General features: G+C 64.9%; 28 protein-coding genes. 10 read left to right on the plus strand and 18 right to left on the minus strand.

From position 1 onward, the window contains the following. The first annotated feature begins 86 nt into the window (after positions 1–86). From QSV36_RS09290 to QSV36_RS09310, 5 genes are read left to right on the plus strand one after another with little or no spacing between them, the layout of a single operon-like run. Positions 87–602, plus strand: coding sequence for a chalcone isomerase family protein (locus QSV36_RS09290; protein WP_502945653.1), 516 nt, complete (start codon positions 87–89; stop codon positions 600–602). 14 nt (positions 603–616) lie between these two features. Further along, a complete protein-coding gene (locus QSV36_RS09295) occupies positions 617–1,153 on the plus strand; it encodes a DUF3833 domain-containing protein (RefSeq protein WP_289131297.1) in 537 nt (178 codons plus the stop codon). Further along, entirely contained in the window at positions 1,150–1,455 is a 306-nt protein-coding gene (locus QSV36_RS09300) for a DUF6482 family protein (RefSeq protein ID WP_289131298.1), read from the plus strand. The genes QSV36_RS09295 and QSV36_RS09300 overlap by 4 nt, the downstream gene beginning before the upstream one ends. Further along, a complete protein-coding gene (locus QSV36_RS09305; protein WP_289131299.1) occupies positions 1,449–2,990 on the plus strand; it encodes a cryptochrome/photolyase family protein in 1,542 nt (513 codons plus the stop codon). The genes QSV36_RS09300 and QSV36_RS09305 overlap by 7 nt, the downstream gene beginning before the upstream one ends. Beyond that, a complete protein-coding gene (locus QSV36_RS09310) occupies positions 2,987–3,133 on the plus strand; it encodes a DUF2256 domain-containing protein (protein WP_289131300.1) in 147 nt (48 codons plus the stop codon). Before QSV36_RS09305 ends, QSV36_RS09310 begins: the two co-directional genes overlap by 4 nt. Here QSV36_RS09310 and QSV36_RS09315 read toward each other — a convergent pair. From QSV36_RS09315 to QSV36_RS09345, 7 genes are all read right to left on the minus strand, one after another. After that, complete coding sequence (locus QSV36_RS09315; RefSeq protein ID WP_289131301.1) at positions 3,107–3,595, minus strand: DUF2878 domain-containing protein; 489 nt, start codon at positions 3,593–3,595, stop codon at positions 3,107–3,109. The two genes, QSV36_RS09310 and QSV36_RS09315, sit on opposite strands and share 27 nt — an antisense overlap. 2 nt (positions 3,596–3,597) lie before the next feature. Next, entirely contained in the window at positions 3,598–4,845 is a 1,248-nt protein-coding gene (locus QSV36_RS09320) for an SAM-dependent methyltransferase (protein WP_289131302.1), read from the minus strand. Beyond that, on the minus strand, positions 4,820–5,629 hold the full coding sequence (locus tag QSV36_RS09325; protein WP_289131303.1) for a DUF1365 domain-containing protein: 810 nt from the start codon (positions 5,627–5,629) through the stop codon (positions 4,820–4,822). The genes QSV36_RS09320 and QSV36_RS09325 overlap by 26 nt, the downstream gene beginning before the upstream one ends. Continuing rightward, positions 5,626–6,873 carry an NAD(P)/FAD-dependent oxidoreductase gene (locus QSV36_RS09330; protein ID WP_289131304.1) on the minus strand — a complete coding sequence of 416 codons (1,248 nt, stop codon included), beginning with the start codon at positions 6,871–6,873 and terminating at the stop codon, positions 5,626–5,628. Before QSV36_RS09330 ends, QSV36_RS09325 begins: the two co-directional genes overlap by 4 nt. A 4-nt stretch (positions 6,874–6,877) precedes the next feature. Then, positions 6,878–7,630 carry an SDR family NAD(P)-dependent oxidoreductase gene (locus tag QSV36_RS09335; RefSeq protein WP_289131305.1) on the minus strand — a complete coding sequence of 251 codons (753 nt, stop codon included), beginning with the start codon at positions 7,628–7,630 and terminating at the stop codon, positions 6,878–6,880. Continuing rightward, positions 7,627–8,049 (minus strand): nuclear transport factor 2 family protein, encoded by a 423-nt coding sequence (locus tag QSV36_RS09340; protein WP_289131306.1) that lies wholly within the window; start codon positions 8,047–8,049, stop codon positions 7,627–7,629. Before QSV36_RS09340 ends, QSV36_RS09335 begins: the two co-directional genes overlap by 4 nt. Positions 8,050–8,153: 104 nt before the next feature. Then, the gene (locus tag QSV36_RS09345) at positions 8,154–8,600 is read right to left on the minus strand and encodes a PAS domain S-box protein (RefSeq protein WP_289131307.1); all 447 of its coding nucleotides are present in this window, start codon (positions 8,598–8,600) and stop codon (positions 8,154–8,156) included. A gap of 147 nt (positions 8,601–8,747) precedes the next feature. On the opposite strand from QSV36_RS09345, the gene QSV36_RS09350 reads away from it, so the two are divergent. Then, positions 8,748–9,635 carry a MerR family transcriptional regulator gene (locus tag QSV36_RS09350; RefSeq protein ID WP_289131308.1) on the plus strand — a complete coding sequence of 296 codons (888 nt, stop codon included), beginning with the start codon at positions 8,748–8,750 and terminating at the stop codon, positions 9,633–9,635. Between the two features lie 41 nt (positions 9,636–9,676). Here QSV36_RS09350 and QSV36_RS09355 read toward each other — a convergent pair whose 3' ends face one another. From QSV36_RS09355 to QSV36_RS09370, 4 genes are all read right to left on the minus strand, one after another. Beyond that, positions 9,677–10,930: an arsenic transporter gene (locus QSV36_RS09355; protein ID WP_289131309.1), complete on the minus strand. Its 1,254-nt coding sequence runs from the start codon at positions 10,928–10,930 to the stop codon at positions 9,677–9,679. A gap of 7 nt (positions 10,931–10,937) precedes the next feature. After that, on the minus strand, positions 10,938–12,185 hold the full coding sequence (locus tag QSV36_RS09360; RefSeq protein ID WP_289131310.1) for an MFS transporter: 1,248 nt from the start codon (positions 12,183–12,185) through the stop codon (positions 10,938–10,940). A 496-nt stretch (positions 12,186–12,681) separates the two neighbouring features. Continuing rightward, positions 12,682–14,010 carry an MFS transporter gene (locus QSV36_RS09365; protein WP_289131311.1) on the minus strand — a complete coding sequence of 443 codons (1,329 nt, stop codon included), beginning with the start codon at positions 14,008–14,010 and terminating at the stop codon, positions 12,682–12,684. Between the two features lie 81 nt (positions 14,011–14,091). Further along, positions 14,092–15,069, minus strand: coding sequence for a hydroxyacid dehydrogenase (locus QSV36_RS09370; RefSeq protein WP_289131312.1), 978 nt, complete (start codon positions 15,067–15,069; stop codon positions 14,092–14,094). A 233-nt stretch (positions 15,070–15,302) separates the two neighbouring features. Here QSV36_RS09370 and QSV36_RS09375 point away from each other — a divergent pair, with 233 nt between their 5' ends. Both QSV36_RS09375 and QSV36_RS09380 read left to right on the plus strand, forming a co-directional pair. After that, positions 15,303–15,980, plus strand: coding sequence for an RraA family protein (locus tag QSV36_RS09375; RefSeq protein ID WP_289131313.1), 678 nt, complete (start codon positions 15,303–15,305; stop codon positions 15,978–15,980). Positions 15,981–16,111: 131 nt separating this feature from the next. Next, positions 16,112–17,293, plus strand: coding sequence for an MFS transporter (locus QSV36_RS09380; protein ID WP_289131314.1), 1,182 nt, complete (start codon positions 16,112–16,114; stop codon positions 17,291–17,293). A gap of 4 nt (positions 17,294–17,297) precedes the next feature. On the opposite strand, the gene QSV36_RS09385 is transcribed toward QSV36_RS09380, so the two are convergent. Continuing rightward, positions 17,298–18,632 (minus strand): MFS transporter, encoded by a 1,335-nt coding sequence (locus tag QSV36_RS09385; protein ID WP_289131315.1) that lies wholly within the window; start codon positions 18,630–18,632, stop codon positions 17,298–17,300. Positions 18,633–18,676: 44 nt separating this feature from the next. Then, positions 18,677–19,597, minus strand: coding sequence for an SMP-30/gluconolactonase/LRE family protein (locus tag QSV36_RS09390; RefSeq protein WP_289131316.1), 921 nt, complete (start codon positions 19,595–19,597; stop codon positions 18,677–18,679). Between the two features lie 311 nt (positions 19,598–19,908). On the opposite strand from QSV36_RS09390, the gene QSV36_RS09395 reads away from it, so the two are divergent. Together QSV36_RS09395 and QSV36_RS09400 are read left to right on the plus strand one after the other, a co-directional pair. Next, positions 19,909–20,625, plus strand: a complete 717-nt coding sequence (locus QSV36_RS09395) for an IclR family transcriptional regulator (protein ID WP_289131317.1) — start codon at positions 19,909–19,911, stop codon at positions 20,623–20,625. A gap of 56 nt (positions 20,626–20,681) precedes the next feature. Further along, the gene (locus QSV36_RS09400; RefSeq protein ID WP_289131318.1) at positions 20,682–21,224 is read left to right on the plus strand and encodes an AAA family ATPase; all 543 of its coding nucleotides are present in this window, start codon (positions 20,682–20,684) and stop codon (positions 21,222–21,224) included. Positions 21,225–21,338: 114 nt separating this feature from the next. Here the strand turns inward: QSV36_RS09400 and QSV36_RS09405 are convergent, their stop codons facing one another. From QSV36_RS09405 to QSV36_RS09425, 5 genes are all read right to left on the minus strand, one after another. After that, positions 21,339–21,698: a cupin domain-containing protein gene (locus tag QSV36_RS09405; protein ID WP_289131319.1), complete on the minus strand. Its 360-nt coding sequence runs from the start codon at positions 21,696–21,698 to the stop codon at positions 21,339–21,341. A 2-nt stretch (positions 21,699–21,700) separates the two neighbouring features. After that, positions 21,701–22,288, minus strand: coding sequence for a GNAT family N-acetyltransferase (locus QSV36_RS09410; RefSeq protein WP_289131320.1), 588 nt, complete (start codon positions 22,286–22,288; stop codon positions 21,701–21,703). Positions 22,289–22,480: 192 nt separating this feature from the next. Continuing rightward, positions 22,481–23,266: an ABC transporter ATP-binding protein gene (locus tag QSV36_RS09415; RefSeq protein ID WP_289131321.1), complete on the minus strand. Its 786-nt coding sequence runs from the start codon at positions 23,264–23,266 to the stop codon at positions 22,481–22,483. An 11-nt stretch (positions 23,267–23,277) separates the two neighbouring features. Continuing rightward, positions 23,278–24,033: an ABC transporter permease gene (locus tag QSV36_RS09420; RefSeq protein ID WP_289131322.1), complete on the minus strand. Its 756-nt coding sequence runs from the start codon at positions 24,031–24,033 to the stop codon at positions 23,278–23,280. 10 nt (positions 24,034–24,043) lie between these two features. Beyond that, entirely contained in the window at positions 24,044–24,796 is a 753-nt protein-coding gene (locus tag QSV36_RS09425; RefSeq protein ID WP_289131323.1) for an ABC transporter permease, read from the minus strand. Positions 24,797–24,960: the final 164 nt, after the last annotated feature.

Here is a 24,960-nt window from a genome sequence, read left to right on the forward strand (position 1 = left end):
ATTGGGACCGATGGCACTCGCGCTGTATAGAAATTCGACTATACCTGTACAATAAGTTTATTTTGTATAGTATTTGAGTCGAAGCGATGGCGACGTCAACTGCAGCGCGTTGGGCCTGGCTGGCCCTGTTGCTCCTGCTCGCCGGGCCGGCCCCCGCCGACTGGCGTTCGGCAATGCCTGCGGCGCAGCTGTCCGGCAGCGGTGATTTCACGTGGTTCGGGCTGCGCCTGTACACGGCCCGGCTCTGGTCCGGCGGGCCTGTGCAGGGTTGGCAGGTACCGTTCGCGCTCGAACTGCGCTACCACGTCGCACTGTCCCGCGACACCCTGGTTCAGGCCAGCCTGAAGGAAATGCGCAGGCTCGGCGCCGCGCCGCAACAACTGGCTGCCTGGCGCGGCTTGATGGAAGCGACCTTTGTCGATGTGGGGCCAGGCCAACGGATCACCGGTGTGTATCTGCCGGGCGTGGGCTGCCGCTTCTACGTGGATGACCAGTTGCGCCGCGACATCAGCGATATCGCCTTCGCCAAGGCATTTTTCGCCATCTGGCTGGGCGAGGGTGCCAGGGACCAGCAATTGCGCGCCCGCCTGCTGGGCCGTTGACCATGGGGGTGAACATGTACAAGGTGCTGCTGATGACCGCCTGCCTGCTGCTGGCCAGCTGCGGCAATGTCGACGTGGATCACTACGCCCGGGAATCGCCGGCCCTCGACCTGGCGGCCTTCTTCTCGCGGCCGGTACAAGCCTGGGGCATGTTCCAGAAGCGTTCCGGCGAAGTGGTCAAGCGCTTTCATGTGCGTATCGACAGCCGACGCGACGGTGAGCGGCTGATCCTCGACGAGCACTTCACCTACAGCGATGGCACCCGGCAGCAGCGCACCTGGACCTTGGTGCCGGACGGCCGCGGCCACTGGAGGGGCACGGCGGGCGACGTGATCGGTGAGGCTCGCGGGCAGGTGGCGGGCAACGCGTTGCGCTGGCGCTACCGCCTGGACCTGCCGGTAGACGGCAGGCACTGGGAAGTGGAGCTGGACGACTGGATGTACCTGATGGATGAAGACACGCTGATCAACCGCTCCAGCATGAGCAAGCTGGGTGTGGAGGTTGGCCAGGTTACCTTGTTCTTTCGCCGCATGCCGGAGGTCACACCATGAACCTGCAACGCCTTACCGAGCTGGCCGCCGCCGGCGCCGTCAACGAACTCGAGCTGCTGTCCCTGGAGGGTGGTTTCTACGTGCTGCGGGCCCTGACCGGTGCTGGCCCGGTGACCCTGAGCGATGAGCACGGGCAGGCCACGCGCCTGCGCTCGACAACCGAGGTGCGCCAGCTGCTCGCCGGCTGGCCGGCAGTGCCCTGCATGCTGGTGCAGCAAGTGGTGCATGACGAAATGTGTGGCCAGCGCGACGGCCCCATCGCGCCGCTGCGGGTGCCCGTGTCGCTGGGTACGCAATGGTAGCGCGCCCGCCACGCCTGGGCCTGGTGCTGGGCGACCAGCTATCGTTCGACCTGGCCAGCCTGGCAGCGCTGGACCCGGCCCGCGACACGCTGCTGATGGCCGAGGTGCACGACGAGGCCACCTACGTGCCGCACCATCCGCAGAAGATCGTGCTGATCTTCAGTGCCATGCGCCACTTTGCCCAGGCCCTGCGCGAGCAGGGCTGGCGGGTGCAGTACGTCGAGCTGGAGGCGCCCGGCAATAGCGGCTCTATCGTCGGCGAACTGCGCCGCTGGCAGCAGGCGCTGGGCTGCGCCGAGATCCACCTGACCGAATGTGGCGAGTGGCGGCTGGAACAGGCCTTGCGCGAGGCCGGGCTGCCGCTGGTATGGCACCCGGACACGCGCTTCCTGTGCTCGCGTGCGGCCTTCGCCCGCTGGGCGCAGGGGCGCAGGCAGCTGCGCATGGAGCATTTCTACCGCGGCATGCGCAAACGCTGCGGGCTGTTGCTGGCAGCCGATGGCGGCCCTGCCGGTGGTGCCTGGAACTTCGACAGCGACAACCGCAAGGCCCTGCCACGTGGGCTGCGCGGGCCGTTTGCGCTGCAGTTTGCCGTGGATGACATCACGGCGGCGGTGATCAGCCTGGTAAGCCGGCGCTTCACTGGCCACTACGGTGCGCTGGAAGGCTTTTCCTACCCCGTTACCCACGCCCAGGCCGAACTGCTGTGGCAGCATTTCCTGGACTTTGGCCTGGCTGCGTTCGGTGACTATCAGGACGCCATGGCCGAAGACGAACCGTACCTGTTTCATGCGCGTATCAGCGCCGCCCTGAACATCGGCCTGCTGGACGTGCGCCGCCTGTGCCAGGATGTCGAACACGCCTGGCGCGACGGCCGGGTGCCGCTCAATGCCGCCGAAGGGTTCATCCGCCAGCTGATCGGCTGGCGCGAGTACGTCCACGGTATCTACTGGCTGCGCATGCCTGAATATGCCGCGCTCAACCATCTGGGCAACCAGCGCGCGCTGCCGGCGTTCTACTGGACCGGGCGCACGCGCATGCGCTGCATGGCGCAAGCCATCGGCCAGACGCTGCGCCTGGGATATGCCCACCATATCCAGCGGCTGATGGTGACTGGCAACTTCGCCTTGCTCGCCGGGGTGCTGCCCGCAGCCATCTGCGAATGGTACCTGGCGGTGTACCTGGATGCGTTCGACTGGGTGGAACTGCCCAATACCCTGGGCATGGTCATGCACGCCGACGGGGGTTTTCTCGGCTCCAAACCGTACTGCGCCAGTGGCCGCTATATCCAGCGCATGTCCGATCATTGCAAGGCCTGCGCCTACAACGTCAAGCAGGTGACGGAAGCGCAGGCATGCCCGTTCAACGCGCTGTACTGGCACTTCCTGATCCGCCATCGCCGGCAATTGGCCGGCAACCCGCGGCTGCAGCTGGTGTACCGCAGCCTCGACGGTATGCCGGCGGCGCGCCGGGAAGCGGTGTGGGCGCGTGGTGAGCAGTTGCTGGCGCAGCTCGATGCAGGGGCGACGCTGTGAACAAGCAGCACCTGCCAAGCAAGCTCTGCGTGGTGTGCAACCGGCCCTTCAGCTGGCGCAAGCGCTGGGCGCGTTGCTGGGAGCAGGTGCGCTACTGTTCGGAGCGCTGCCGAGGTTCAGCGCCACGTGGCAAGGCGCAATAGCAAGGGCAGGGCCAGTGCCCAGACTGCCGCCAGCAGCGTAGCGGTGGCCAGCGTACCCAGCGGTAGTTCGACCTGGGCCAGCCTGGCCCCGCCCACATAAGCCAGCGGGCCACCTGCCGCGCCGAACAGGGCAGCGCGCCAGGTGTGCCGGCCCAGCCATGCCAGGCTGTGGCGCAGGCCACAGCACAGCACGGTCCACAGCAATGCCAGCCACACAGGCAGCGGCCAGCTGTCGAAGCGAAACACCCCCAACATACCCAGCAGGCTGTCGAGCACGCAGCCGGCGAGTGTGCAGCGCAACACCGCGTGCAACTCGCCCTGGCGGTCCGGGCAGCAGCCGAAGTGCCAGGCCAGGCCGATGGGGATCAGCCAAAGCAACCAGGGCTGATGGGCCCCGTACACACATAGCCACCAGCCTGCCTGCAGCCACACGGCGTTGGCCAGCAGCCCGCGCCTGGTCATGCTCAACGCTCGGGCAGCGGGGCGCGCAATGCTTGGGGCGCGGCCAGCAACAGTTGCGCCACGCCGATCGCACGCTCCTCGAAACCGCCCTGGCAATAACACAGGTAGAACTCCCAGAGCCGCTGGAACGCGTCGTCATAGCCCAGCGCACTCAGAGCGTTGCGGGACTGGCGCAGGTTGTCGTGCCAATGCCGTAGCGTGCGCGCGTAGTCCAGGCCGAAATCCTGCAGGTGCACCAGGTTCAGCGGTGTATGCCGGGTGACGTTTTGCAGCAGCACGGTCAACGAGGGCAAGGCACCGCCGGGGAAGATATAGCGCTGGATGAAGTCCACCGAGCGGCGGGCCTGGTGGTAGCGTTGATCGCGGATGGTGATGGCCTGCAGCAGCATCAGGCCGTCCGGCTTGAGCAGCCGGGCACATTGGTTGAAGTAGTCGGGCAGGTAGCGGTGGCCGACGGCCTCGATCATTTCGATCGACACCAGTTTGTCGAACGTGCCGCGCAGGTCGCGGTAGTCTTCGCGCAGCACGGTCACGCGCTGCGCCAGGCCCAGCGCCTCCACGCGCTGGCAGGTATGTGCATACTGGGCTTCCGACAGCGTCGTGGTGGTCACCCGGCAGCCATGCCGGGTGGCGGCATGAATGGCCAGGCTGCCCCAGCCACAACCGATCTCGAGCAGGTGGTCGCCGGGGTGCAGGCGGAGCTTCTGGCAGATGTGCTCCAGCTTGTTCAGCTGGGCCTGTTCGAGGCTTTGCCCGTCGTGCTCGAACATCGCTGCCGAGTACATCATGGTCGGGTCGAGCAGCTGTTCGAACAGAGCGTTGCCCAGGTCGTAATGCGCCAGGATATTGCGCCTGGCCCCGCGTCGGCTGTTGCGGTTCAACCAATGCAGCAGCCTCAGCGCCGGCCGCCCCAAGCGGGCCAGCCCGCTTTCCATGGCGTCGAGGACCTCGAGGTTGGCCACGAACAGGCGCGTCACGGCGGCCAGGTCAGGGCTGCGCCAGTAGCCGTGGATGTAAGCCTCGCCGGCACCGATCGAGCCATTGCAGGCGATCAGGCGCCAGGCTTTGTCGTCGACAATTTCCAGTTCGGCCTGCAGGGGGCTGTCGGCATTGCCGAAACACCACTGCTGGCCACCGTGGCTCACCCGCAGGTAGCCGTGGCGCAGCTTGCCGAGCTGAGCGAGCACCAGGCCGCCCAGCCACGGGACCTGTCCGGCGGACTTGCTAACGCTCACGCTGGGATTGTGCATGCTCAGTATCCTCACAAGGTTGGCCGACCGCCAGGTTGCCCTGGCTGGCAGCGTGGTCATGGACAGGGGTCCGCTTGAACAGCAGGCGCAATGCCTGCCAGTAGATGGCCGACAGGGTGCGCAGGCTCATCCACGGGAATGCCAGGATGTGCCGGTGCAACGCCCGGCTTTCGAGTGGCTGCCGTCGCAGCGCCAGGTCGGCCTCGAACACCTTGTGCCCGGCGTGCCAGTTCTCCATGTGCAGGCGTACCCGTTCGGCATCCAGGTGGAAGCGCAGGCGGTAGTCCATGGCCAGCGGCATGAACGGTGATACGTGGAACGCCTTGGCCATGCGGTAGGGCCGGTCGAGGCCAGCCTGCACCGGCAGTACGTAATGGAAGCGTTCGCGCCAGGGCGTGTTGCGCACTTCCAGCAGGATGGCCGCGAGGTGTGCCTCGGCATCGTGGCAGAAGTAGAAACTCACCGGGTTGAACGACAGCCCCCAGCAGCGCAGCTGGGTCAGCAGGCGAACCGGGCCGGTTGGTGCCTGCCCGGTGGCCTGGCCGACCAGGTAGCGGGCGGCATCGGCCAGGCTCAGCCCCTGGCGGGTCAGGCTTGGCAGGTAATCGGTCTCGCGCCAGCACAGCGGGGCCAGGCGCCAGCGCCCGAGCCAGGGCGAGAGGGCCGGCAGCCTGGCGCTGTCGTCGAGGTCGAGGTCGAACATGCCGATGCGGTAGCGAAACGCATGCGCGCGTGGCAGCAACCGGCGATGGCTGACCCAGCCCTGGCAAAGCCTGCTGTTCACAATGTTTCTCCGAACCGTTCGGCGACTGCCAAGGCGCTGGCCACGCCGTCTTCGTGGAAGCCGTTGCCCCAGTAGGCGCCGCAGTAGTAGCTGTGCAGATGGCCCTGCAGCTCGGCGTGGCGTGCCTGCGCCGCGGTCGCCGCCAGGCTGTATTGCGGGTGGGCATACTGGAAGCGCGCAAGGATCTGCATGGGGTCTATCAGCGCGGTCTGGTTGAGGCTGACGCAGAAGGTTTCCGGCGCCTGCAGGCCTTGCAGGATGTTCATGTTGTAGGTCAGCGCCGCCGGCGCCTGGGCGGGCCCGCCGAGGCGATAGTTCCAACTGGCCCAGGCTGCCTTGATGGGTGGCAACAGGCGAGTGTCGGTATGCAGCACCACGTCGTTGCTGGCATAGCCGATAGCCGAGAGCACCTTGCGCTCGACGATGCTTGGTGCTTCCAGCAAAGCCAGCGCCTGGTCGCTGTGGCAGGCGAACACGACACTGTCGAAGCGCTCGGTGCCGGCGGCACTGTGCAGGGTGACCCCGCCGTCGTCGCGTACCACCCGGTAGACCTTGCACGCCAGGCGTAGCTGGTCGGCGAAGGGTTTGCACAGCGGTTCCACGTAACTGCGCGAGCCCCCTTGGATGACCCGCCACTGCGGGCGCTGGTTGATCGACAGCAACCCGTGGTTGCGGCAGAAGCGCACGAAAAACGCCAGCGGAAAAGCGAGCATGTCGGCGCGCGACATCGACCAGATCGCTGAGCCCATGGGAATGATGTAGTGGTCGATGAAGCGCTGGCCGTAGCCCCCGGCGCGCAGGTACTCGCCGAGGGTGGTGTCTGCCTGCTGGCGCTGGCTGTCGAGGTCGGCCAGTGCTTCGCGGTTGAAGCGCAGGATATCCCTCAGCATGCCCCAGAAGCCCACCGACAGCAGGTTGCGCCGTTGCGCGAACAAGGTGTTCAGGTTGTGCCCGTTGTAGGCCAGGCCGCTCGCCGGGTCGTGCACCGAGAAGCTCATTTCGGTTGGCTGCGAGGCGACCCCGAGCCGGTCGAGCAGGCGGATGAACTGCGGGTAGGTCCAGTCATTGAAGACGATGAAACCGGTGTCGATGGCATAGGTTCTACCGCCACAGCTGACATCGACCGTGTGGGTATGCCCGCCGATCCAGCTGTCGGCCTCGAACACCGTGACCTGATGCCGGCGCGACAGCAGGTAGGCGCAGGTCAGGCCGGAAATGCCGCTGCCAATGATCGCGATACGCATAGGCTCACCCTTCCTGCCTGCGTGCCAGGCGCAGCCCGATGGCCAGGCGCAGGCGCGCCGGCAAACTGCCGAGCAACCGCAGCACCAGGATGAAGGCGCACGGGAAACTGATTTCCAACGGCCGCTGCGGCAGGCGGCTGACGATGAAGCGTGCCGCGCGGGAGGCTGTCCACATTTGCGGCATCGGGAAGTCGTTGCGCCGGGTCAATGGCGTATCGACGAACCCCGGGCTGACCAGGGTGACGTCGATGCCTTCATTGAGCAGGTCGATACGCAGTGATTCCACCAGGTAGCGCACGGCCGCCTTGGACGCACCATAGGCACCGGCCCGGGGCAGCGCCAGCCAGGTGACCGAGCTGCCCACCACCACCAGATGGGGACGGCTGCCGGCGCGTAGCAGGGGCAGGGCGGCCGCCAGGCATTGGCTGGTGGCCAGCAGATTGGTGCGCAGCACCCGCTCGACCAGCGCCGGGTCGAAATGCCCCGGCTCCAGGTATTCGCAGGTGCCGGCATTGAGGATGGCGATGTCGAGGCCGCCCCAGGCCTGCCTGATGAGGGCGGCGATCTGCTTGACCTGGTGCGGGTCGTCGAGATCGCCGACGGCCAGCAGTACCTGGTCGGGGAAGCGTTGCGCCAAGGGCGCCAGGCGCTCGGCCTGGCGCCCGCCCACGGCTACCTGGTGGCCCTGTTCGAGCAGTTGCTCGGCAAGCGCGGCGCCGATACCGCTGCTTGCGCCGGTCAACCAGCAGCGGCTCACGCCAGCCGCCCCTTGAGCCAGCGCACTGCGCCGCCGAGGACCGGAACGTGTTCATACAACAGCGCGCCGGCGTCGAAGTAGTCCTGGTGGCTGAACACCCGTTCGCGCCATTGCAGGAAGCTGCAACCTTGCAGGCTGACCGGCTCGCCGCCTTTCAGCCGCGGGTGGCAGAAGCGCAAGTGCCAGCGCAGGTAGCCCTGGCCTGGGCGCACCTCGTCGTGGCCGGCGAAGTTGTAGCTGATATTGCGGGCGTTGGCGTACAGCTGGCTGAAATAACTGTGCAACGCTTCGAGCCCCTCGATATGGTGCAGGGGATCGCGAAAGGTGACCGAATCGTCATATAACTCGCCGAGAAGGTGCAGGTTGTCGCGCTGAAGGCAGGCAAACCGCTCGGCGAACTGCTGAAGGTAGACGGACATGTGCAGCTCCAGTTAAATCTGTACAAGTCACATAACTTGTACAGGTATGACTGAAGCCTATGGCGAAAATTGTACAAGCGCAACGGTCTTGTACAATTATTTCTTCAGGATTTCTGTACGGCGAGCTGCCGACGCAACTCCGCGACTTCCGCCTCCAGCTCGCGTACCCGCTGTTCGGCATGCACCTGCGCCGTGACATCACGCTGGATGCCGATGTAATACGTGAGTTCGTCGGCGTCGTTGTGCACCGGTGTGATGGACAGCTCGTTCCAGAACAGGCTGCCGTCCTTGCGATAATTGCGCAGCACCTGGCAGCAAGGGCGGCCCTCACGGATTGCTTCGCGGATGCGTTCCAGCGCCACCTGATCGTGGTCATCGCCTTGGAGAAAGCGGCAATCCTGGTACAGGATGTCATCGCTGCGATAACCGGTCAGGCGTTCGAACGCGGGGTTGGCATAGATGAGAATGCTGTCGGTGCCTTCCTGTTCGGCCACGACGATGCCGTCGTTGGAGTTGTCGACCATCAGTTGCAGGAGCTTTGCGTTGATCATTCAAGCCCACCCGGGAGTCTGTCTGTCGTATGCGCAGCCTGGCCGACCAGGCCAGGCGACGCGTTTTGCCCATGATGGCCCATACCGGCTCGCCGCAGAAGGGGTGGATGGGGCTAGAATGAGCGCACCTTGCGGACGAATCCCGGTATGACTGAAACGACCCCCACCGATTTGCTGCCCATGCGCGACGTGGTCAGCCTCACCGGCATCAACCCGGTTACCCTGCGTGCCTGGGAGCGCCGCCATGGCCTGATCCAGCCGCATCGCACCGAAGGCGGGCATCGCCTGTACACGGCCAGCGACGTACAGCGTATCCGCGACATCCTGCGCTGGACCGCCAATGGCCTGCCGATCAGCAAGGTCGGCCCGTTGCTGAACCGGCAGCCTGTCGAGCAACGGCAGGGCGACGCACACTTTGCCGATTGGCGGGCATCGCTGGCACGGGCGGCTGCAAGCTACGATGTGCAGGCGCTGGAGGCGTTGCACGGGCAGCTGTTCACCCTGTTGCCGAAAGCGGTGGTGTTCTGGCAAGTGTTGCTGCCGGTGTGGCAGGAACTGCGCGGCAGCGACGCGCTGGGAGCGCGCAGCCAATGGCTGTTTCTCGATTATTTCCTGCGCGCGCGGCTACTGCTGCGCCTGCAGCTGAACCAGGCCGATGCCCCGCGGGTGCTGCTGGTGGCTGGCGATGAACAGCCTGAGCTGGCATTGCTGGGCACTGCGCTGCTGCTCAGTGGCGAGCAGCAACGCATCGAGGTGCTGGGTGGGTCGCTACCATTGGAGGAGCTGGCGCTGGTGTGTGCGGCGGTGCAACCTGCGGCGCTCGTGATGGCGATGCAAGGGCCGCTGAATGCCGCGCTGGCCAAGCGCCTGCGCTGGCTGCAGATGGAGATCGCCTGCCCGCTGGCCCTGGCCGGCGAGGGGCCGGTGCTGTCGCAGGCGCTACTCGACGGCGCGCCCGTGTGCCTGCTCGATACCCAGGGCGGTGACGTGGCAACGGTGCTCAACGCCTTGCTCAGAGGCGCTCTGGATGTGTAAGCGCTAGCGCGGCTGCAGCCTGGCTGCCATGACGCCGCCGATCACACCTGCAACGCCAGCAGCGCCGCCACCAGGGCCGGGGGCATCACCAGCAGCCCCAGGCGCAGGAACTGCCAGGCACTGACATGCTCGCCTTCGCGACGGATCGCGACCAGCCACAGCAGCGTCGCCAGCGAGCCGGTAATCGACAGGTTCGGCCCCAAGTCGACACCGATCAGCAGCGCAGCCGTGGTCTGTTGCGGCAGTTGCACCAGGGAACCCATGGACCCGGCCATCAACCCGGTGGGCAGGTTGTTCATCAGGTTGCTGGCAATGGCCACAGCCACGCCCGCCAGCCAGCTGGCCTGGCCCGGCGCAGCCTCTGCCAGCGTGGCCAGCGCCTGGGCCAGGCGCACGACCAAGCCGGTCTGGGCGACCGCTTCGACCAGCACGAACAAGCCCGCCACCAGCGGCAGTACACCCCACGCGACATGCCGCAGCACCGGCATCGGGCTGCGCCGCTGGCGCAGGTGGATCAACGCTGTGATCGCCACGCCGGCAGCGAATGTCGGCAGGCCCAGCGCCATGTCCAGTGCCGAGGCGCCCAGCAGCAAGGCGGCAGTCAGCACGATGCCCAGCGCGCACAGGCGGGCGCCAGCCGACAGCGGCTGGGTGTGCACGCTCAAGGCCAGCGGCTGGTTGATCTTGCGGCGCTGGGCCAGGCGCAGCGTCAGGTAGGTCAGGGCGATGGCTGCCAGCGATGGCAGGGTGAACTGCCGGAGCCAGTCTGGCAGCGGTGGCATGTGGCTGCCGAACACCACCAGGTTGGCCGGGTTGGAAATCGGCAGCACGAAGCTGGCCGCGTTGGCGATGAACGCGCAGATGAACAGGTACGGCAAAGGCTCGGCTTTGGCCGCCTTGCACGCCGCATACACTGCCGGCGTGAGGACCACCGCCGTGGCATCGTTGGAGAGGAACACGGTGACCAGCGTACCGACCAGGAACACCAGGTCGAACAGCCGTTGCCCTGAGCCTTGCGCGTGCTGCACGGCGTAGCGCGCCAGCCAGTCGAACAGCCCCTCCTGGCGGGCCAGCTCGGCCAGCACCATCATGCCGACCAGGAACAGGTAGACGTCGCTGCCCTCGGCCACCGCGGCCAGGGCGCTGTGCGCTGTGATCAGGCCCAGGCCGACCAGCAGCAAGGCGCCGCCCATGGCCCAGACGTATTCCGGGATGCGCCACGGGCGCAAGATGACGCCAGCGGTGGCCAGGGCGGCTATCGCCCAGATGATCGATGCGTGTTCGCTGACGGGCATGGGCTGTTCAGTTTCCGGCAAGGGTAGTCAAGGAGGGTGATCGCGAAGCGTCGGGCTGGGTCTCGGGCAGCGCGACCAGCACCAGCACGAAGGCGGCGAGGGCAATCGCGGCCAAGGTCAGGAATGCCGCATCATAGCCAGCGGCCTGCAGCACCAGCCCGGCGATGCCCGGGCTGAGCGCGGCACCCAGGCCGAATACCGCCGCCAGCGCACCGAGGCTGACATTGAAGCGCCCGGTGCCGTCGGTCAAGTCCTTGACCACGATCGGGAACAGCGCGCCGAAGATACCCGCGCCGACACCGTCGAGCAGTTGCACGGCCACCAGCCAGAACGGGTTGTCGGACACCACATACAAGGCCCCGCGCAGGGGCAGGATGAGAAAACCGGCCAGCAGGAACGGCTTGCGCCCCCAGTGCTCGGCCTTGGCCCCCACCAGCAGCGCCATGGGGACCATCACCAGTTGCGCCGCGACGATGCAGGCGGAGGTCAGCGGGGTGGCCAGGCGCAGGTCGACCTGCGACAGCTTCTGGCTCACCAGCGGCAGCATCGCCGCATTGGCCAGGTGGAACAACGCGCAGCACACCGCGAAGACCAGCAGGGTGCGGTTGTGCAGCAGCAGCTTGAACCCGGCAGGGTGGTCATCACCGCCTGGGCCATGGGCCAGGCCGCGCGCCAGCTGGTGGTCGATCGCTGCGGCGGGCACGCGCGCGACGGCGACGATGCTGGCCACGGTCATGACCGCCATCAGGTAGAACACCACCACCGGGCCGAACAGGTAGGCCAGGCCGCCGGCCAGCAGCGCCGAGCAGGCGTTGCCGGCGTGGTTGAAGGTTTCGTTGCGCCCGACCCGCCGGGTGAACGCCCGAGGGCCGGTGATACCCAGCGAAATCGCGGCAATCGCCGGGGCGAACACCGAGCCTGCCAGGGCACTGATCGTCTGGGTCAAGGCCACCCAGCCGAACGACGATAGCAGCGGCAGCAACAGGCAACTGCCGGTCACCAGCACGGCAGCAAGCACCAGCACCGCGCGCTTGGCCGGGGTACGGTCGATCAAGGCCCCGGCCGGCGTCTGCGCCAGCAGCGCGACGATACCGGCCAGGCTCATCAGCAGGCCGATGTTGGCCGGCTGCCACTGGTGCACGGCGAGCAGGTAGATGGCCAGGTAGGGGCCGAGGCCATCGCGTACGTCGGCGAGGAAGAAGTTCAGCCAGTCGAGGGCACGGTGATGGGAAGCGAGGGGCCTTGAATTTGCCAAGGAGGTGGTCTCGTGAAAGCCATGGGGGAGCGCTAGCGGTAGCTGCGCGTGCCGGATTCAGCCGAACGGCAGGGGCGTTTCGCGATGGGGTAGCGAAGCGGGTGAACGATGGATGGCCGAGGGCAGTGGGACAACGAGGAAAATGTCACGTTTCACGATAGAACTTGATGAAAATCCGATTTTCCGCGCTGGCGATCCTGCTGAAGGCCATGGCACATCGCCAATCCTGGCGTGGGCCAATCATACCGTGGGGGAGTTTGAAATGCAGTAGCTGCGCCGAGGTGCAAGATCGGACTCGTCAGCATCTTTGCGCGACGCGGGCTGGCGGCCGATGTGCGCATGCCATTGGTCACAGGGGGGCCAGGCATTTCATGTCGAGGCGCCTTTTCTGCCTGCTGTTGCTACTGCGGTGATCGACGAAGCCTTGCGCGGCACGGATGCGCTCAAGGCCACTGTCGACCCTGTCCTCAGGTACAACTCGTCGCCCAGGTGTGGCTTACTTGACGCTGATGGCGCTGGCTGCCTCGGCTTGCTCGCGCTGGCGCTTGCGGCCGATGACCAGCACCGCGATACCGGCCACGGTGCACAGCGCGGCCAACGGCATCAGGGCCAGTGAGTAGCTGCCGGTGGCATCGTGGATGGCACCGTAGGCATTGACCATCAGGCCTCCGCCGATCAGGTTGGCCATGGCGCCCACGGCTGCCAGCCCCGCCGCAGCGGTCGACGAGGACAACCAGCCCGAGACCAGTGCCCAGAACGGCCCCTTCATCGAGTAGGCGCCCACCAGGACCATGGTCAGCATCACCACGGTCGCCGGCAGGGACGAGGTGAACAGCGTCATCAGCAGGCCCGCCGCGATCAGCAGCATGGTCATCGCGGTATGCCAGCGGCGCTCGCCGGTGCGGTCGGAGCTGCGCCCCCAGATGATCATCAGCACCGAGGCAATGCCATAAGGGATGGCATTGACCAGGCCGATTTCCATGGCGCTGAGGCCGAAGGTTTTCAGCAGCTGCGGGGCCCACACACTCATGGTGCTGCCCGCGGCGGAGGCGCCCGAGTAGATCAGCGCCAGCAGCCAGATGTCTTGGTGGCGCAGCAGCTTCCACAACGAGATATGGCCGATGGCAGTCTTTTTCGCGGCTTCTGCAGCCAGGCGGCCGGTGAGCCAGCCACGCTGCTCGTCATTGAGCCACGAGGCCTGTTCGGGGCGGTCGGTTAGCACGAACAGGCAGGCAATGCCCAGCAGTACGGCGGGGATGCCCTCGAGAATGAACAGCCAGTGCCAGCCACGCATGCCCAGCCAGCCATCCAGGCTCAACAGCAGGCCCGACAGCGGCGAACCGATGAAATTGGCGGCAGGGATCGCCACCATGAACAGCGCTACCATGCGCGCACGGTAGGCCGAGGGCAGCCAGTAGGTGAGGTACAGCAACACGCCCGGGAAGAACCCGGCCTCGGCAGCACCGAGCAGGAAACGCATCACGTACAGCGAGTTGGCGCCCTGGACGAACGCCGTGCCAGCCGAGATCAGGCCCCAGGTGATCATGATGCGGGCGATCCAGATGCGTGCGCCGTAGCGTTGCATGGCCAGGTTGCTGGGCACTTCGACCAGGAAGTAGGCAAAGAAGAACAGGCTGCTGGCGAAGCCGAACACCTTGGCCGTGAGCTGCAGGTCTTCGTTCATCTGCAGGGAAGCCATGCCGATGTTGCCCCGATCGATGATTGCGATCAGGTAGCAGACGATCAGGAAGGGCAGCAGGCGCCAGGCGACACGCCGCATGGTGCTGCGTTCGAGTTCATCCGGGCGGGATGGTGCTGAAGTCATGGTGCTCTCCGATTGTTTTTTTTCTGGAGTGATGCGTGGTGAGCGCGCCCCTTCCTGCGAAGCAGCGCGCGGGGCTCGCGATCAGCTGGCGAACAGGTGACGGTTGACCACGCAGCGCGGATCCAGCGCCTTGCCCGCCCAGACATCGAGAACCTGTTGCAGCGCTACCTGGCCTACGCGGTCACGGGCTTCGGCGGTGTTGGCGCCGACATGCGGCGTGGCGACAAGGGTCGGCAGACCCCACAGCGGGCTGTCGGCGGGCGGCGGCTCGGGGCTGAAGGTGTCCAGGCCGGCACCGGCGATTCGCCTTTCGCTGAGCGCCGCGACCAGTGCCTGGGTGTCGATCAGCTCGCCCCGGGCGGTGTTGATCAGGATCGCGCCTGGGCGCATGCGCGCGAACTGCGCAGCGCCGATCAGGTTGCGGTTGGTCTCGGTCAGTGGGCAATGCAGGCTGATGATATCGCTTTCCGCCAGCAGGCGATCGAAGTCTTCTTCACGTTCGACGTGCGGGCGCGTCGGCAACTGCTTGAGATAGGGGTCGTACACCTTGACCTGCATGCGCAACGGCGCCACCAGGTCCATCAGGATACCGCCGATCGAGCCCAGGCCAACCAGGCCCAGGGTCTTGCCCGCCAGCTCGATGCCGTTGGCCGAGGCCTTGTCCCAATGCCCGTCACGCATGCGCGCATCCAGCAAGGCCGTTTGCCGAGCCACGCTGAACATCAGGGCGAAGGCCAGCTCGGCCACTGACTGGGCATTTGCGCCCACGGCGATCGATACCGGGATGCCGCGGTCCGCGGCGGCCTGGATATCGATGGTGTTGTAGCCCACGCCGTGCTTGGCGATCACTTTCAGCTTCGGCGATGCCTCGATCATGGCGCGGGTCAGGCTGCCCTGGCGCACCACGATGGCGTCGGGCTGTTCCTTGCGAATGATGGCTTCCAGCTCTTCGGCCGGCAGGTAAGGCGTGGTGGGGACGACTCTGACGCCCTGTTCGGCGGCAAGGTGCATGGCCTCGGCGGCAAGCTCGGGGCCGGTCAGCAGGAGGGTTCGGGACATCATGGATACCTTGTTCTTGTCGGATGCGTTTCAGGGCAGTCTGCCGCTCATCTGCGGCACAGGTCTAAACCCTATCATAATGAAACGACGTTGCAAGAAAATAAAAACAGTCCCGCTTGAAGCGCATTCTTTGCGTGTAAATAGGGATTGCATCGCCTAAGATGAAATGACATTCTAAAAACAGATTCGGCTACAACCGATGACATCGAATAACACCAAGAGAGGTATGTCACATGAGCATTGGCTTCCAAGTGCTTGAGCGCGCACGTAAAGTCGGGGATGAGTGGGTTGCACGTTACCGTGAGGTTCCGGTGGCCAATGTCAGTGACTCGATGAACCGCATGACTGCGGGTGGTGCCCGTCTGCGCCCCATGCACCGCGAAGGCGGGCTGTGCGGCCCGGCCCTGACGGTCAAGGCGCGCCCAGGTGACAACCTCATGCTGCACTACGCGATCGACATCGCGCAGCCGGGCGATGTGATCGTGGTCGACGCCGGCGGCGACCTGACCAACGCCCTGATCGGCGAAATGATGGTGGCCTACGCGGTCAAGCGCGGCGTGGCCGGTATCGTCATCAACGGCGCGATTCGCGATGCGGCCAACATCGGCTCGGGCGACTTCCCGCTGTTCGCTGCCGGTGTTTCGCACCGTGGCCCATACAAGGACGGCCCGGGCGAGATCAACGTGCCGATCGCCATCGATGGTATGGTGATCGAGCCAGGCGACCTGGTGATGGGTGATGACGATGGCCTGTTGTGCGTGCCTTACGAGCACGTCGCCGAGGTCTATGCGCGCGCGACGGCCAAGCACGCTGCCGAAACCGCGCAGATGGAAAAAATTGCCCAAGGCACCAATGACCGCTCCTGGGTCCTGGAGTCCTTGAAGAACAAAGGCTGCCTGCTGCCAGCCTGATCCAGCACCAGCTGCGCACCTTGCGATGGGGTGCGCAGCGGCTGATGGATCGGTGTCGGCCGTAGGCCTATTGAGAGTTCACAGACTTGTCCGATTCGTCATCACCCCATCGCAGGCGCTGGCCAACCGCCGTGCGCGCACTTGCCCACCGCAATTTCCAGATCTATTTCGCTGGCCAGGGTGTCTCCACGCTAGGCAAATGGGTACAGCAGGTTGCACTGGCCTGGCTGGCCTACCACTTGACCGGCTCCGCCGTGCTGCTGGGGCTGATCACCTTTCTTTCGCTGGCGCCGCAACTGTTCATCGGTCCATTGGCAGGCGCCTGGATCGACCGGCACGACAAGCGCCGCTTGCTGATCCACGTGCAACTGCTGCTGATCGTGCAGTCGCTGGTGCTGGCGCTGGCGACCTGGCAGGACTGGGTCGATGGCCCGTTCATCGCCGTGATGGCGTTGCTGCTTGGCTTGCTCAATGCCTTGGAGACGCCTCTGCGCCAAGCGCTGATCGGCAGTTTCGTCGACGACCCGGCAGACCTGCCGAATGCGCTGGCGCTCAATGCCATGTTGATCAATGCCGCCAGATTCGTCGGCCCGCCGTTGGCCGGTGGGCTGATCGCCCTGGCCGGCGAGGCAGCCTGTTTCGCCCTGACTGCAGTGGCCTTCCTGGCTTTGCTCGGTGGCCTGCTCAAGGTGCCTGGCAGCGCTGGGCCAAAGGCCAGTGGCTCAACCGCCCAGGTGTTCCGCGAGGGCCTGGCGTACATGTGGCAGACGCGCAATATGCGCCAGTTGCTGGTCAACGTGATCATGGTCAACCTGCTGGCATCCTGTTATGCAGCACTGCTGCCGATCCTCGCCAAGTCGGTGTTCGCCGGCGACGCGCGCCTGCTTGGCTGGTTGTGGGGGGCGGCGGGCGCGGGCGCGTTCGTGGCAACCCTGGTGCTGGCAGTGGGCGGTGCATTACCACGGCTGCGCCAGTTCACCGATGCCGGTGCACTGCTGTGCGCGGCTGCCCTGGTCGGCCTGTGGGGGGCGGGGGCACTGCCACTGGCGCTCGTGGCGCTGGGGGTTCTCGGTTTCGGCATCACGCTCAGCAATGTGAGCACCAACATGCAGCTGCAAAGCGCTGCACCCAGCCATTTGCGTGGCCGGGTGATTGCCTTCTATATCGCCATGCGCTTCGGTTTCGAGGCACTGGGCGGTATGGCGGCTGGCCTGATCGCGGCCCGCTGGGGGGCGCCGGCGACCTTGGGGATCGCCGGCGTGATCCTGGTGATCGGGCTGCTGGGTCAACACGGCATGCGCCGCTGCGGCTGATCTGTCAGGCAGTTTGGCCTTGATGGCCAGGCGCCTGCTGTTTGGCTGGGTCGCCAAGCCACAGCATCAGGCAGGTGCCGATCAGCAGGACCGACGCAACGGCAAAGAACGGCATGCTGAAACTCTGCGTAGCATCCTTGATCAGGCCGATCAGGAACGGGCCGGTGAACCCGCCCAGGTTGCCGATCGAGACGATCATCGCCAGGCCACCTGCGGCGGCGCGTCCTGTCAGGAAGGTCGACGGGATCGCCCAGAAGGTGGCCTGGAATGACAGAATGCTCGCCACCGCCACGCACAGGCTGGCGATCTTCAGCATTGGCTGGTCTGTCAGGGCAGCCGCCACCAGCGCCATTGCAGCCAATGCCAGCGCGCTGACCACATAGGGCAGGCGCTGGCGGCTGCGGTTGGCCAGGCGTGCCCACAGCGTCATGGCAAGCGCGCCCAGCAGGTACGGCATGGCTACCACGAACCCGACCACGCCACTGTCGATGCCCAGGCCCTTGATGATCTGCGGCAGCCACATGCCAATGCCGATCGAGCCGACGATGCAGCAGAAGTTGATGGCGGCCAGGGTGAACACCTTGGGGTTGGTCAATGCGGCGCGCAGGGTATTGCCGTGGGAGGCACCAATGGCTTGTTGTTCCGCGGCCAGGCGCTGGGTCAGCCAGGCTTTCTCTCGCGGATCGAGCCATTTTGCCTTCGCCGGGGAGTCGACCAGGATGAACAGGCAGGCGATGCCCAGCAGCACGGCCGGCATCGATTCGGTGACCAGTAACAGCTGCCAGTTCTTCAGGCCCCACACACCATGCTGCTCCATGAGCCAGCCGGACAGGGGCGAGCCGACGATGTTGGCCACCGGAATGCCCAGCAGGAAGGCGGCGGTGGCTTTCGCCCGCCATTTACCGGGGAACCAGTAGGTGAAGTACAGGTACACCCCGGGGGTGAAACCTGCTTCGGCAAGCCCTAGCAGGAAGCGCGCAATGCTGAAGCTGATCGGCCCGGTGGCGAATGCCGTGGCCATGGAAATCAGCCCCCAGGTGATCATGATCCGCGCAATCCACACGCGGGCGCCGAAGCGTTGCATCAGCAGGTTGCTGGGGATCTCGAAGAGGAAATAGCCAAAGAAGAACAGGCCGGCCGCCCAGCCGAACATCGTGGCGGTCAGCCCCAGGTCCTGGTTCATGCTGATGGCTGCAAAGCCGACATTGGTGCGGTCCAGGTAGCTGATCACATAGCAGATGAAGATGAACGGTACCAGGCGCCAGAGAACGCGGCGCATCAGCCGTTCGCCCTCGGCATCGCTGAGCGGCGCCTGGGCGGTGAGGGGGTCGTGGGTCATGTCGTCACTCTGTTGTAATTGTTGTGTGCCCTGACAGGGCTGTTTCAGCTGTGGGAATACAGTTGCAGCCCGGGTGTGGTGGTGCGTACCTGCAGGATGCTGGCGGTTTCGGATTCGGTGATGAACAAGGTCTGGCCGTCTTCGCCACCGAACGCCAGGTTGGTGTTGCTGATGCCCGCGCAGGAGACGATACGCTGCAGCGGTTCGGCGACCTTCGACAGTTTCCAGACCGAGCCGAAACCGGTATGGGCGATGTACAGGTTGCTCTGCGCGTCGAGGGCCAGGCCGTCTGGCCCGCCAAGGCCGCCATGCAATTGAGCGAACACGCCGACCTTGCCGACGATTGCGCCATTGCCCAACGGGATGCGCCAGACCTGTTGCGCGCGGGTCACTGCCACCAGCAGGTGGTTGAGATGCGGGTCGTAGACGATGCCGTTGGGGCTGGGAATGGTGGCCAGCAGGCAGGTGAGGTTGCCGCCGGTGTCGAGCTTGTATACGCGGCCGCTGGGATCCTGCAGTCCGGTCTGGCCCTGGTCGGTGAAGTACAGGTCACCATTGGGCGCGAAGACCAGGTCGTTGACGCCTTTGAAACCTTCCGAGCCGGCCGAATCGAGCAGCGCTTCGATGGCGCCGGTGTGCGGGTCGAGCAGCATCAGCCCGCGCTTGTAGTCAGTGATGAAGATACGCCCGTCCTGGTGAATCTTCAGGCCGTTGGGCCAGCCATCGTACTGGCACACCAGCTCCCATTCGCCTTGAGGCGAGATGCGGAAGATCCGCCCATTGGGGATGTCGGTTACATACAGGCGCCCTTGGCGATCGAACGACGGGCCTTCGAGGAACGAATCGATTGCCCGGCCTTGGCGATTGGCGTTGGCCCAGGCAGTGGGTCGCGGGTCACGGAAGTGATCAGGCAGGCGCGTGAAGACCGTGGTTTCAACGGTCGGCGGGGCAGCGAAATAACTCATGGACGCTCCAGGCGGCAATGGGACGCGTAGGCGTCCGTTATGGTTGTTATTGCAATGCCGTTTCAAAATAAATCATGACGTGAAGAAACGCGACCGATTTTTTGCAGATTGATCGCTTGGATGCGGCTTGTCTTCGCTTTGATTGTTGTAAAAAGGAAACGGCATTCTATAAGAACCCAGGTGCAACCTGAGCGCCGCTTTTTTGCCAGGCGATGCACATGCGCCGTTGGCGAGGACCGAAGGTTGGCGGATAATGCGGGTTTTCCGTCCCTGCGCACGCTGGAGGGCATCAATCCTATGAGGTTTTGCAAATGGTGAAAGCGCGGCCGCGTCCAGCGGTGAATGGTGTGGCATCGGCGGATCGTGTCCTGACCGTGCTGACCGCGTTCCAGATAGGCGATACTGCGCTGAGCCTTGTCGAACTGGTTGAACGTACCGGGCTGATCAAGAGCACGATCATGCGCTTGATGGTATCCCTGGAAAATTACGGCTTCATCACCCGCATGGCCGATGGGCGCTATCAGCTGGCCAGCGAAGTCATGCGCTTGAATGCCGTGTATCAAGAGGCGCTCGACCTGGAAAAGCATGTGATGCCACGGCTGCATCATCTGGCCGAACAGTCCGGTGAGACCGCTTCATTCTACGTGCGCCATGGCGCGTACCGGATGTGTCAGTACCGGGTCAACTCTTCCCATCGGCTGCGCATGAACCTGCAACCCGGCGACATGCGGCCAATGGACGAAGCGGCGAGTGCTCAGGCGCTGCGGGCGCCTTACCAGGTCGGCATCGCGTTGCAGAAACCTTACTATTCCAAAGGCGCCACCGACCCGCACGCCGCTTCGCTGGCATTGCCTATCTACGGGGCACAGCAGGAACTGATGGGCGCCCTGGTCATTTCAGGGCCCGTGAGCCGTCTGACCGAAGAGTATGCGGAAAGCCTGAGGGAGATGTTCTTCGAAGCGGCGCGCGACCTGATGCGAAGCCTGGGTTTCAAGGCTTCATCGCCGGATCAGCAAGCGGCTCGGTAACCTGTTGCGTACAATCGCTGGCCCGATATTCAGCAGGCATGTCGAGAGGGCGTTTCATGCAGCGGGTGATGGTCATTGGTCAGCCAGGGTCCGGGAAAAGTACCCTGGCACGCAGGCTTGGCGAGCGCACGGGCTTGCCGGTCGTGCATATCGACACGATTCATTGGCAGCCCGGCTGGGTCGAACGCAGCCGGGAGGAGAAGACGCGTCTTTGCCATGAGGTCGAGGCCGGTGAGCGCTGGATCTTCGAAGGCGGGCATTCGACCACGTGGCACAACCGCCTGGCGCGTGCCGACATGTTGATCTGGATTGATCGCCTGGCGCCGCTTCGATTCTGGCGCGTGCTCCTCAGGACGGTGCTGAACCGCGGTCGAACCCGACCGGACTTGCCGCACAACTGCCCGGAACTGCTGGCCAACCTGCCAGCGTTTTTCAGGTTCATGTGGCAAACGAGAATCTCGTCTCGGGAGGCCATGAAGCGATTGGTGGCGATGGCCCCGTCGGGTTGTCGCGTGGTCTGCCTGCGGAGCAATCGGGATACCGAGATTTTTCTGGCAAGTGTGGGCACACAGCCTGACCAGGCGGCTTCAAGATCGTAGAGTCGTGCTGCGCCGCTTTCGCGACATCAGGCGGCTCCCACCAAGGCTCGGCTCCATGCGCGACAGCGCAGCTATCACTCCTTGCGCTGCGCTCGATGAAACGCGACCTCGTGCCTAGTTTGCGGGCAACAGGATCACGAAGTTCTTTTTCATGTCCTCCAGCACCGTCCATTTGCCCTTGGCGCCCGGTTCGATGATGAACGTGTCGCCAGCAGCCAGGGTAATGGGGGCGCTACCCTCGAGCTCGATGACGCAGCGTCCACTCAGGACATGGCAGAACTCCCAGACCTTGTAGTCGATGCGCCACGCTCCGCTGCTGGCTTCCCATTCGCCGGAAATGCGGCCTTGCTGTTCATCGTGATAGTACTTCGACGTCAGCGTGTGCGGGGTGCCTTCCACGACCTCTTCAAAGAAGGGGAGGTCGCGCACCGGTTGGATATCCAGTTCGCGGAACACGGTCAGTTTCTGGGTCATGGTTATTTCTCGAGCACGTTGTGGGTAGGGCGATACATCAAATAGGCTTCACCGGTTACGCCCAGCATCGGGTGCGGAACGATCTGGCAGGTTTTCACGATCTGAAAGCCGTGACGTTCGTAGAAGCGGCGGGCACCGTGGTTTTCTGCATAGTCGATCAGGCATAGCCCACCCAGGCCAGAGTCCTCGGCGCGCTGCTGGGCGAGGCGCAGAAACTCGGCGCCCAGCCCCTGGCTGCGCCAGGCCTCATCCAGAGCCAGGCTGGATATGTACAGGGTGTCGGGTATTTCCATGTCGGAATAAGGTGCGAGGACCGGGTCTGTCTCGACAGGCCTGTCAGGGGGCTCGCGCAAGGCATAGCTATGCATCATGCCGATGACGCGCCCTTCGAAAGTCGCCATCAGGCAGTTCTTGTAGGAAAAGTCGCCCTGTTCCCTGGCATAGCGAGACGCACCGACACTCAGCAAAGCTTCTCCAGGTGCGGCAAGCTTGCTCCATATGTAATCGGCCATGCCCTCCGATGTCAGTTGAAAGAAGCGCGCGATATCGTGCGCGTCCGAGGCTTGGGCGGGCCTGAAGTCGATAGGCATGTACAGTGTTTCCATGGGATCGGGTGATGGGTGTTCAAGGATTACGCCTTTGACAGGGTGGCAGGGTAGGCGGCTTGAACGGTCGCCATCATGCTGTAGGCGAACACCGTCAACACGGTGTGCGACGCTGCTCGATGAGCATTCGTGCCGCCAGTGTCAGCAGACTATGCGGCATGCGGTGTAACGCTGGGCTCAAGCACCGGCCAATTCCTGCAACAAACGCTGTTTGAGATCGTGCAGGCGTGCGCTGTCTCGTCGGCGTGGATGGGGCAGGGCGATGCTGATGTCTTCCTTTATCCTGCCAGGCTGCGCATCCATCACGATCACCCGGTCGCCCAGGTACAGAGCCTCTTCGATGTCGTGGGTCACCATGATCACGGTGCAGCGCTCCTGCACCCAGATGCGTTGCAGCTCCTCTTGCAAACGCACCCGGGTCAAGGCATCCAGTGCACCGAGCGGTTCGTCCAGCAACAACACCTTGGGTTTGTTCACCAGTGCCCGGGCAATCGCCGCGCGCTGGGCCATGCCGCCGGACAGCTGGTGCGGGTAGGCCTGCTCGTAACCGCCCAGGCCCACCCGTTCGATGTGCTCGGCCACCAGCCGATGCTTTTCAGCTGCCGGTAACCTGTGGTTCTTCAAGGCCAGGGCTATGTTCTGCTGCAGGGTCATCCACGGGAACAGGCGGTGGTCCTGGAACACGATGCCGCGCTCCAGGCCCGGCCCGTGAACCGCCTGCTGGTCCAGCAGGATCTGCCCCTGGTAATCCTGATCAAGGCCGACAATCAGTCGTAGCAGGGTCGACTTGCCGCAGCCGCTGGCGCCGAGGATGCTGACGAACTCGCCGGGGCGGATGTCCAGGTCGATGCCTTCGAGTACCGGCACCGCCTTGCCCTTGAGCGGGTAGGCCTTGCTCAGGCCGCGGATGTGGAGGGCGCCAGGGCTGGCGCTGGTGGGTAAGGCATGGGCGATAGCGTTCATGATAGGACCTTTCAACGGGTGGGCTGCCAGCGCAGCAGGCGGCGGGCAAGCAGGGAACACAGCCAGGACATCAGGTAGCCGCACAGGCCGATACACAGCACGCAGACCACGATGATCTCCATGCGCGCCGCAGCCTCGGCGTTCATCATCAGGCTGCCCAGGCCAGCCCCGGCGGAGAGAAACAACTCGCTGCCTACCGAGGTCACCCAGGCGATGGCCAGCGCTTGCAAGACGCCGGCGGCAATGCCTGGCAAGGCTGCCGGCAGCAGGATCAGCCACAGTTGCTGCCAACGGCCGAGCATCAATACCCGCGCCGCTTCACGGTGCGGGCCGGCGACCTGGTGCAGGCTTTCAAAGGTGTTCAGCACCATCGGGTACAATGCCGCCAGGCTGACGATCAGCAGCTTGGCGCCTTCACCGTTACCCAGCCACAGGGCAATCAACGGGATCCAGCCCAGCATCGGCACCTGGCGCAGGGCATGGAACAGCGGCGCGATCAGGCGGTTGGCCGGCACGCACAGGGCCATCAGTGCCCCCAGGCCGACACCGCCGATGATGCCGATGGCGAGGCCGCTGCAGGTGCGCAACAGGCTTGCCCACAGGTTGACCAGCAACTCGCCGCTTACCAGCAGTTCGGCCAGTGCGCTACCGACCTGCGCCAGCGGTACGAAGGCATAGGCGCCAGTCGCACCCTGGCGCGAGGCGTATTCCCAGGCACCGAGCAGCAACAGCGGTAACACCAGGGCACGCACATTCTGCAGTTTCATCGCATTCTCCTCAGCGGCTTTGCCAGGCAGACAGGCGCCGTTCGACACGGCGCAGGGTGAAATCCAGGCAAAAACCGATCAGCCCGGTCAGCACCACGCCAACCATCACGACATCGATGCGCAGCATCTGCCGGCCCATCTCGATCATCTGTCCCAGGCCGCTGTCGGCTGCCAGCAGTTCGCAGGCCACCAGCACCACCCAGGCGCGGGTGAGGGCCACGCGGATCCCGGTGACAATGGCCGGGACTGCGGCGGGCAGGGCCACCCGGCCTACCAGCGTGGGCCAGCGCAGGCGGTACACCGCTGCCACTTCGAAATGGCTGCGCGGGATGGCGCGGATGCCTTCGCAGGTGGCCAGCGCCACCGGGAAGAACGCGGTCTTGGCGACGATGACCACCTTGAAGGTTTCGTCGACGCCGAACAGCAGCACGAACATTGGGATCAGCGCGATGCTCGGCACCTGGCGCAGGGTGTGGAACAGCGGGGCGCAGTAAGCCGCCACGGTTTTCGACAGGGCCAGCGCTGCGCCAAAGGCCAGGCCGGCCAGTGCGCCACCGGTAAAGCCCAGGGCCAGCCGCGACAGGCTGCCGGCCAGGTGCTCTTGCAGCTCGCCGCTGGCCAGCAGGTCGGTGAGGCTGCGCCACACTTCCAGCGGCGGGACCAGCAGGTTGGCCGGAAACAGTCCGGCATTGGCCACCACGGCCCAGAGCGTGAGCAGGGCCAGGGGTGAGATGAACCAGGTAAGGGACGAGAGCACGCGCATGGCTGGCCTTGGGAGAGCAGAGGGTAACGGCTTGTCGCAAGAGCTGTGCCAGGCAGCGCAGGCCCTGGATTACGGGGCTGCACGGCGGCGGATGGTGCTGGGGAAGCAGCGCGGTGTTGCTGCAGCAGCAGTCGGTCAGCAGCAGCGGTGTTGGCGGCTGCGCG

The sequence above is a fragment of the Pseudomonas sp. BCRC 81390 genome (assembly GCF_030341915.1).
Lineage (GTDB): Bacteria > Pseudomonadota > Gammaproteobacteria > Pseudomonadales > Pseudomonadaceae > Aquipseudomonas.

Excerpts from the sequence above, each read along its gene's own strand:
- QSV36_RS09330 (WP_289131304.1), bottom strand. The coding sequence starts at position 6,873 with ATGCGTATCGCGATCATTGGCAGCGGCATTTCCGGCCTGACCTGCGCC.
- QSV36_RS09350 (WP_289131308.1), top strand. The coding sequence starts at position 8,748 with ATGACTGAAACGACCCCCACCGATTTGCTGCCCATGCGCGACGTGGTC.
- QSV36_RS09355 (WP_289131309.1), bottom strand. The coding sequence starts at position 10,930 with ATGCCCGTCAGCGAACACGCATCGATCATCTGGGCGATAGCCGCCCTG.
- QSV36_RS09420 (WP_289131322.1), bottom strand. The coding sequence starts at position 24,033 with ATGAAACTGCAGAATGTGCGTGCCCTGGTGTTACCGCTGTTGCTGCTC.
- QSV36_RS09305 (WP_289131299.1), top strand. The coding sequence starts at position 1,449 with ATGGTAGCGCGCCCGCCACGCCTGGGCCTGGTGCTGGGCGACCAGCTA.
- QSV36_RS09295 (WP_289131297.1), top strand. The coding sequence starts at position 617 with ATGTACAAGGTGCTGCTGATGACCGCCTGCCTGCTGCTGGCCAGCTGC.
- QSV36_RS09395 (WP_289131317.1), top strand. The coding sequence starts at position 19,909 with ATGGTGAAAGCGCGGCCGCGTCCAGCGGTGAATGGTGTGGCATCGGCG.
- QSV36_RS09340 (WP_289131306.1), bottom strand. The coding sequence starts at position 8,049 with ATGTCCGTCTACCTTCAGCAGTTCGCCGAGCGGTTTGCCTGCCTTCAG.
- QSV36_RS09385 (WP_289131315.1), bottom strand. The coding sequence starts at position 18,632 with ATGACCCACGACCCCCTCACCGCCCAGGCGCCGCTCAGCGATGCCGAG.
- QSV36_RS09320 (WP_289131302.1), bottom strand. The coding sequence starts at position 4,845 with ATGCACAATCCCAGCGTGAGCGTTAGCAAGTCCGCCGGACAGGTCCCG.
- QSV36_RS09290 (WP_502945653.1), top strand. The coding sequence starts at position 87 with ATGGCGACGTCAACTGCAGCGCGTTGGGCCTGGCTGGCCCTGTTGCTC.
- QSV36_RS09405 (WP_289131319.1), bottom strand. The coding sequence starts at position 21,698 with ATGACCCAGAAACTGACCGTGTTCCGCGAACTGGATATCCAACCGGTG.
- QSV36_RS09315 (WP_289131301.1), bottom strand. The coding sequence starts at position 3,595 with ATGACCAGGCGCGGGCTGCTGGCCAACGCCGTGTGGCTGCAGGCAGGC.
- QSV36_RS09400 (WP_289131318.1), top strand. The coding sequence starts at position 20,682 with ATGCAGCGGGTGATGGTCATTGGTCAGCCAGGGTCCGGGAAAAGTACC.
- QSV36_RS09415 (WP_289131321.1), bottom strand. The coding sequence starts at position 23,266 with ATGAACGCTATCGCCCATGCCTTACCCACCAGCGCCAGCCCTGGCGCC.
- QSV36_RS09425 (WP_289131323.1), bottom strand. The coding sequence starts at position 24,796 with ATGCGCGTGCTCTCGTCCCTTACCTGGTTCATCTCACCCCTGGCCCTG.
- QSV36_RS09375 (WP_289131313.1), top strand. The coding sequence starts at position 15,303 with ATGAGCATTGGCTTCCAAGTGCTTGAGCGCGCACGTAAAGTCGGGGAT.
- QSV36_RS09300 (WP_289131298.1), top strand. The coding sequence starts at position 1,150 with ATGAACCTGCAACGCCTTACCGAGCTGGCCGCCGCCGGCGCCGTCAAC.
- QSV36_RS09410 (WP_289131320.1), bottom strand. The coding sequence starts at position 22,288 with ATGCCTATCGACTTCAGGCCCGCCCAAGCCTCGGACGCGCACGATATC.
- QSV36_RS09370 (WP_289131312.1), bottom strand. The coding sequence starts at position 15,069 with ATGTCCCGAACCCTCCTGCTGACCGGCCCCGAGCTTGCCGCCGAGGCC.
- QSV36_RS09390 (WP_289131316.1), bottom strand. The coding sequence starts at position 19,597 with ATGAGTTATTTCGCTGCCCCGCCGACCGTTGAAACCACGGTCTTCACG.
- QSV36_RS09345 (WP_289131307.1), bottom strand. The coding sequence starts at position 8,600 with ATGATCAACGCAAAGCTCCTGCAACTGATGGTCGACAACTCCAACGAC.
- QSV36_RS09365 (WP_289131311.1), bottom strand. The coding sequence starts at position 14,010 with ATGACTTCAGCACCATCCCGCCCGGATGAACTCGAACGCAGCACCATG.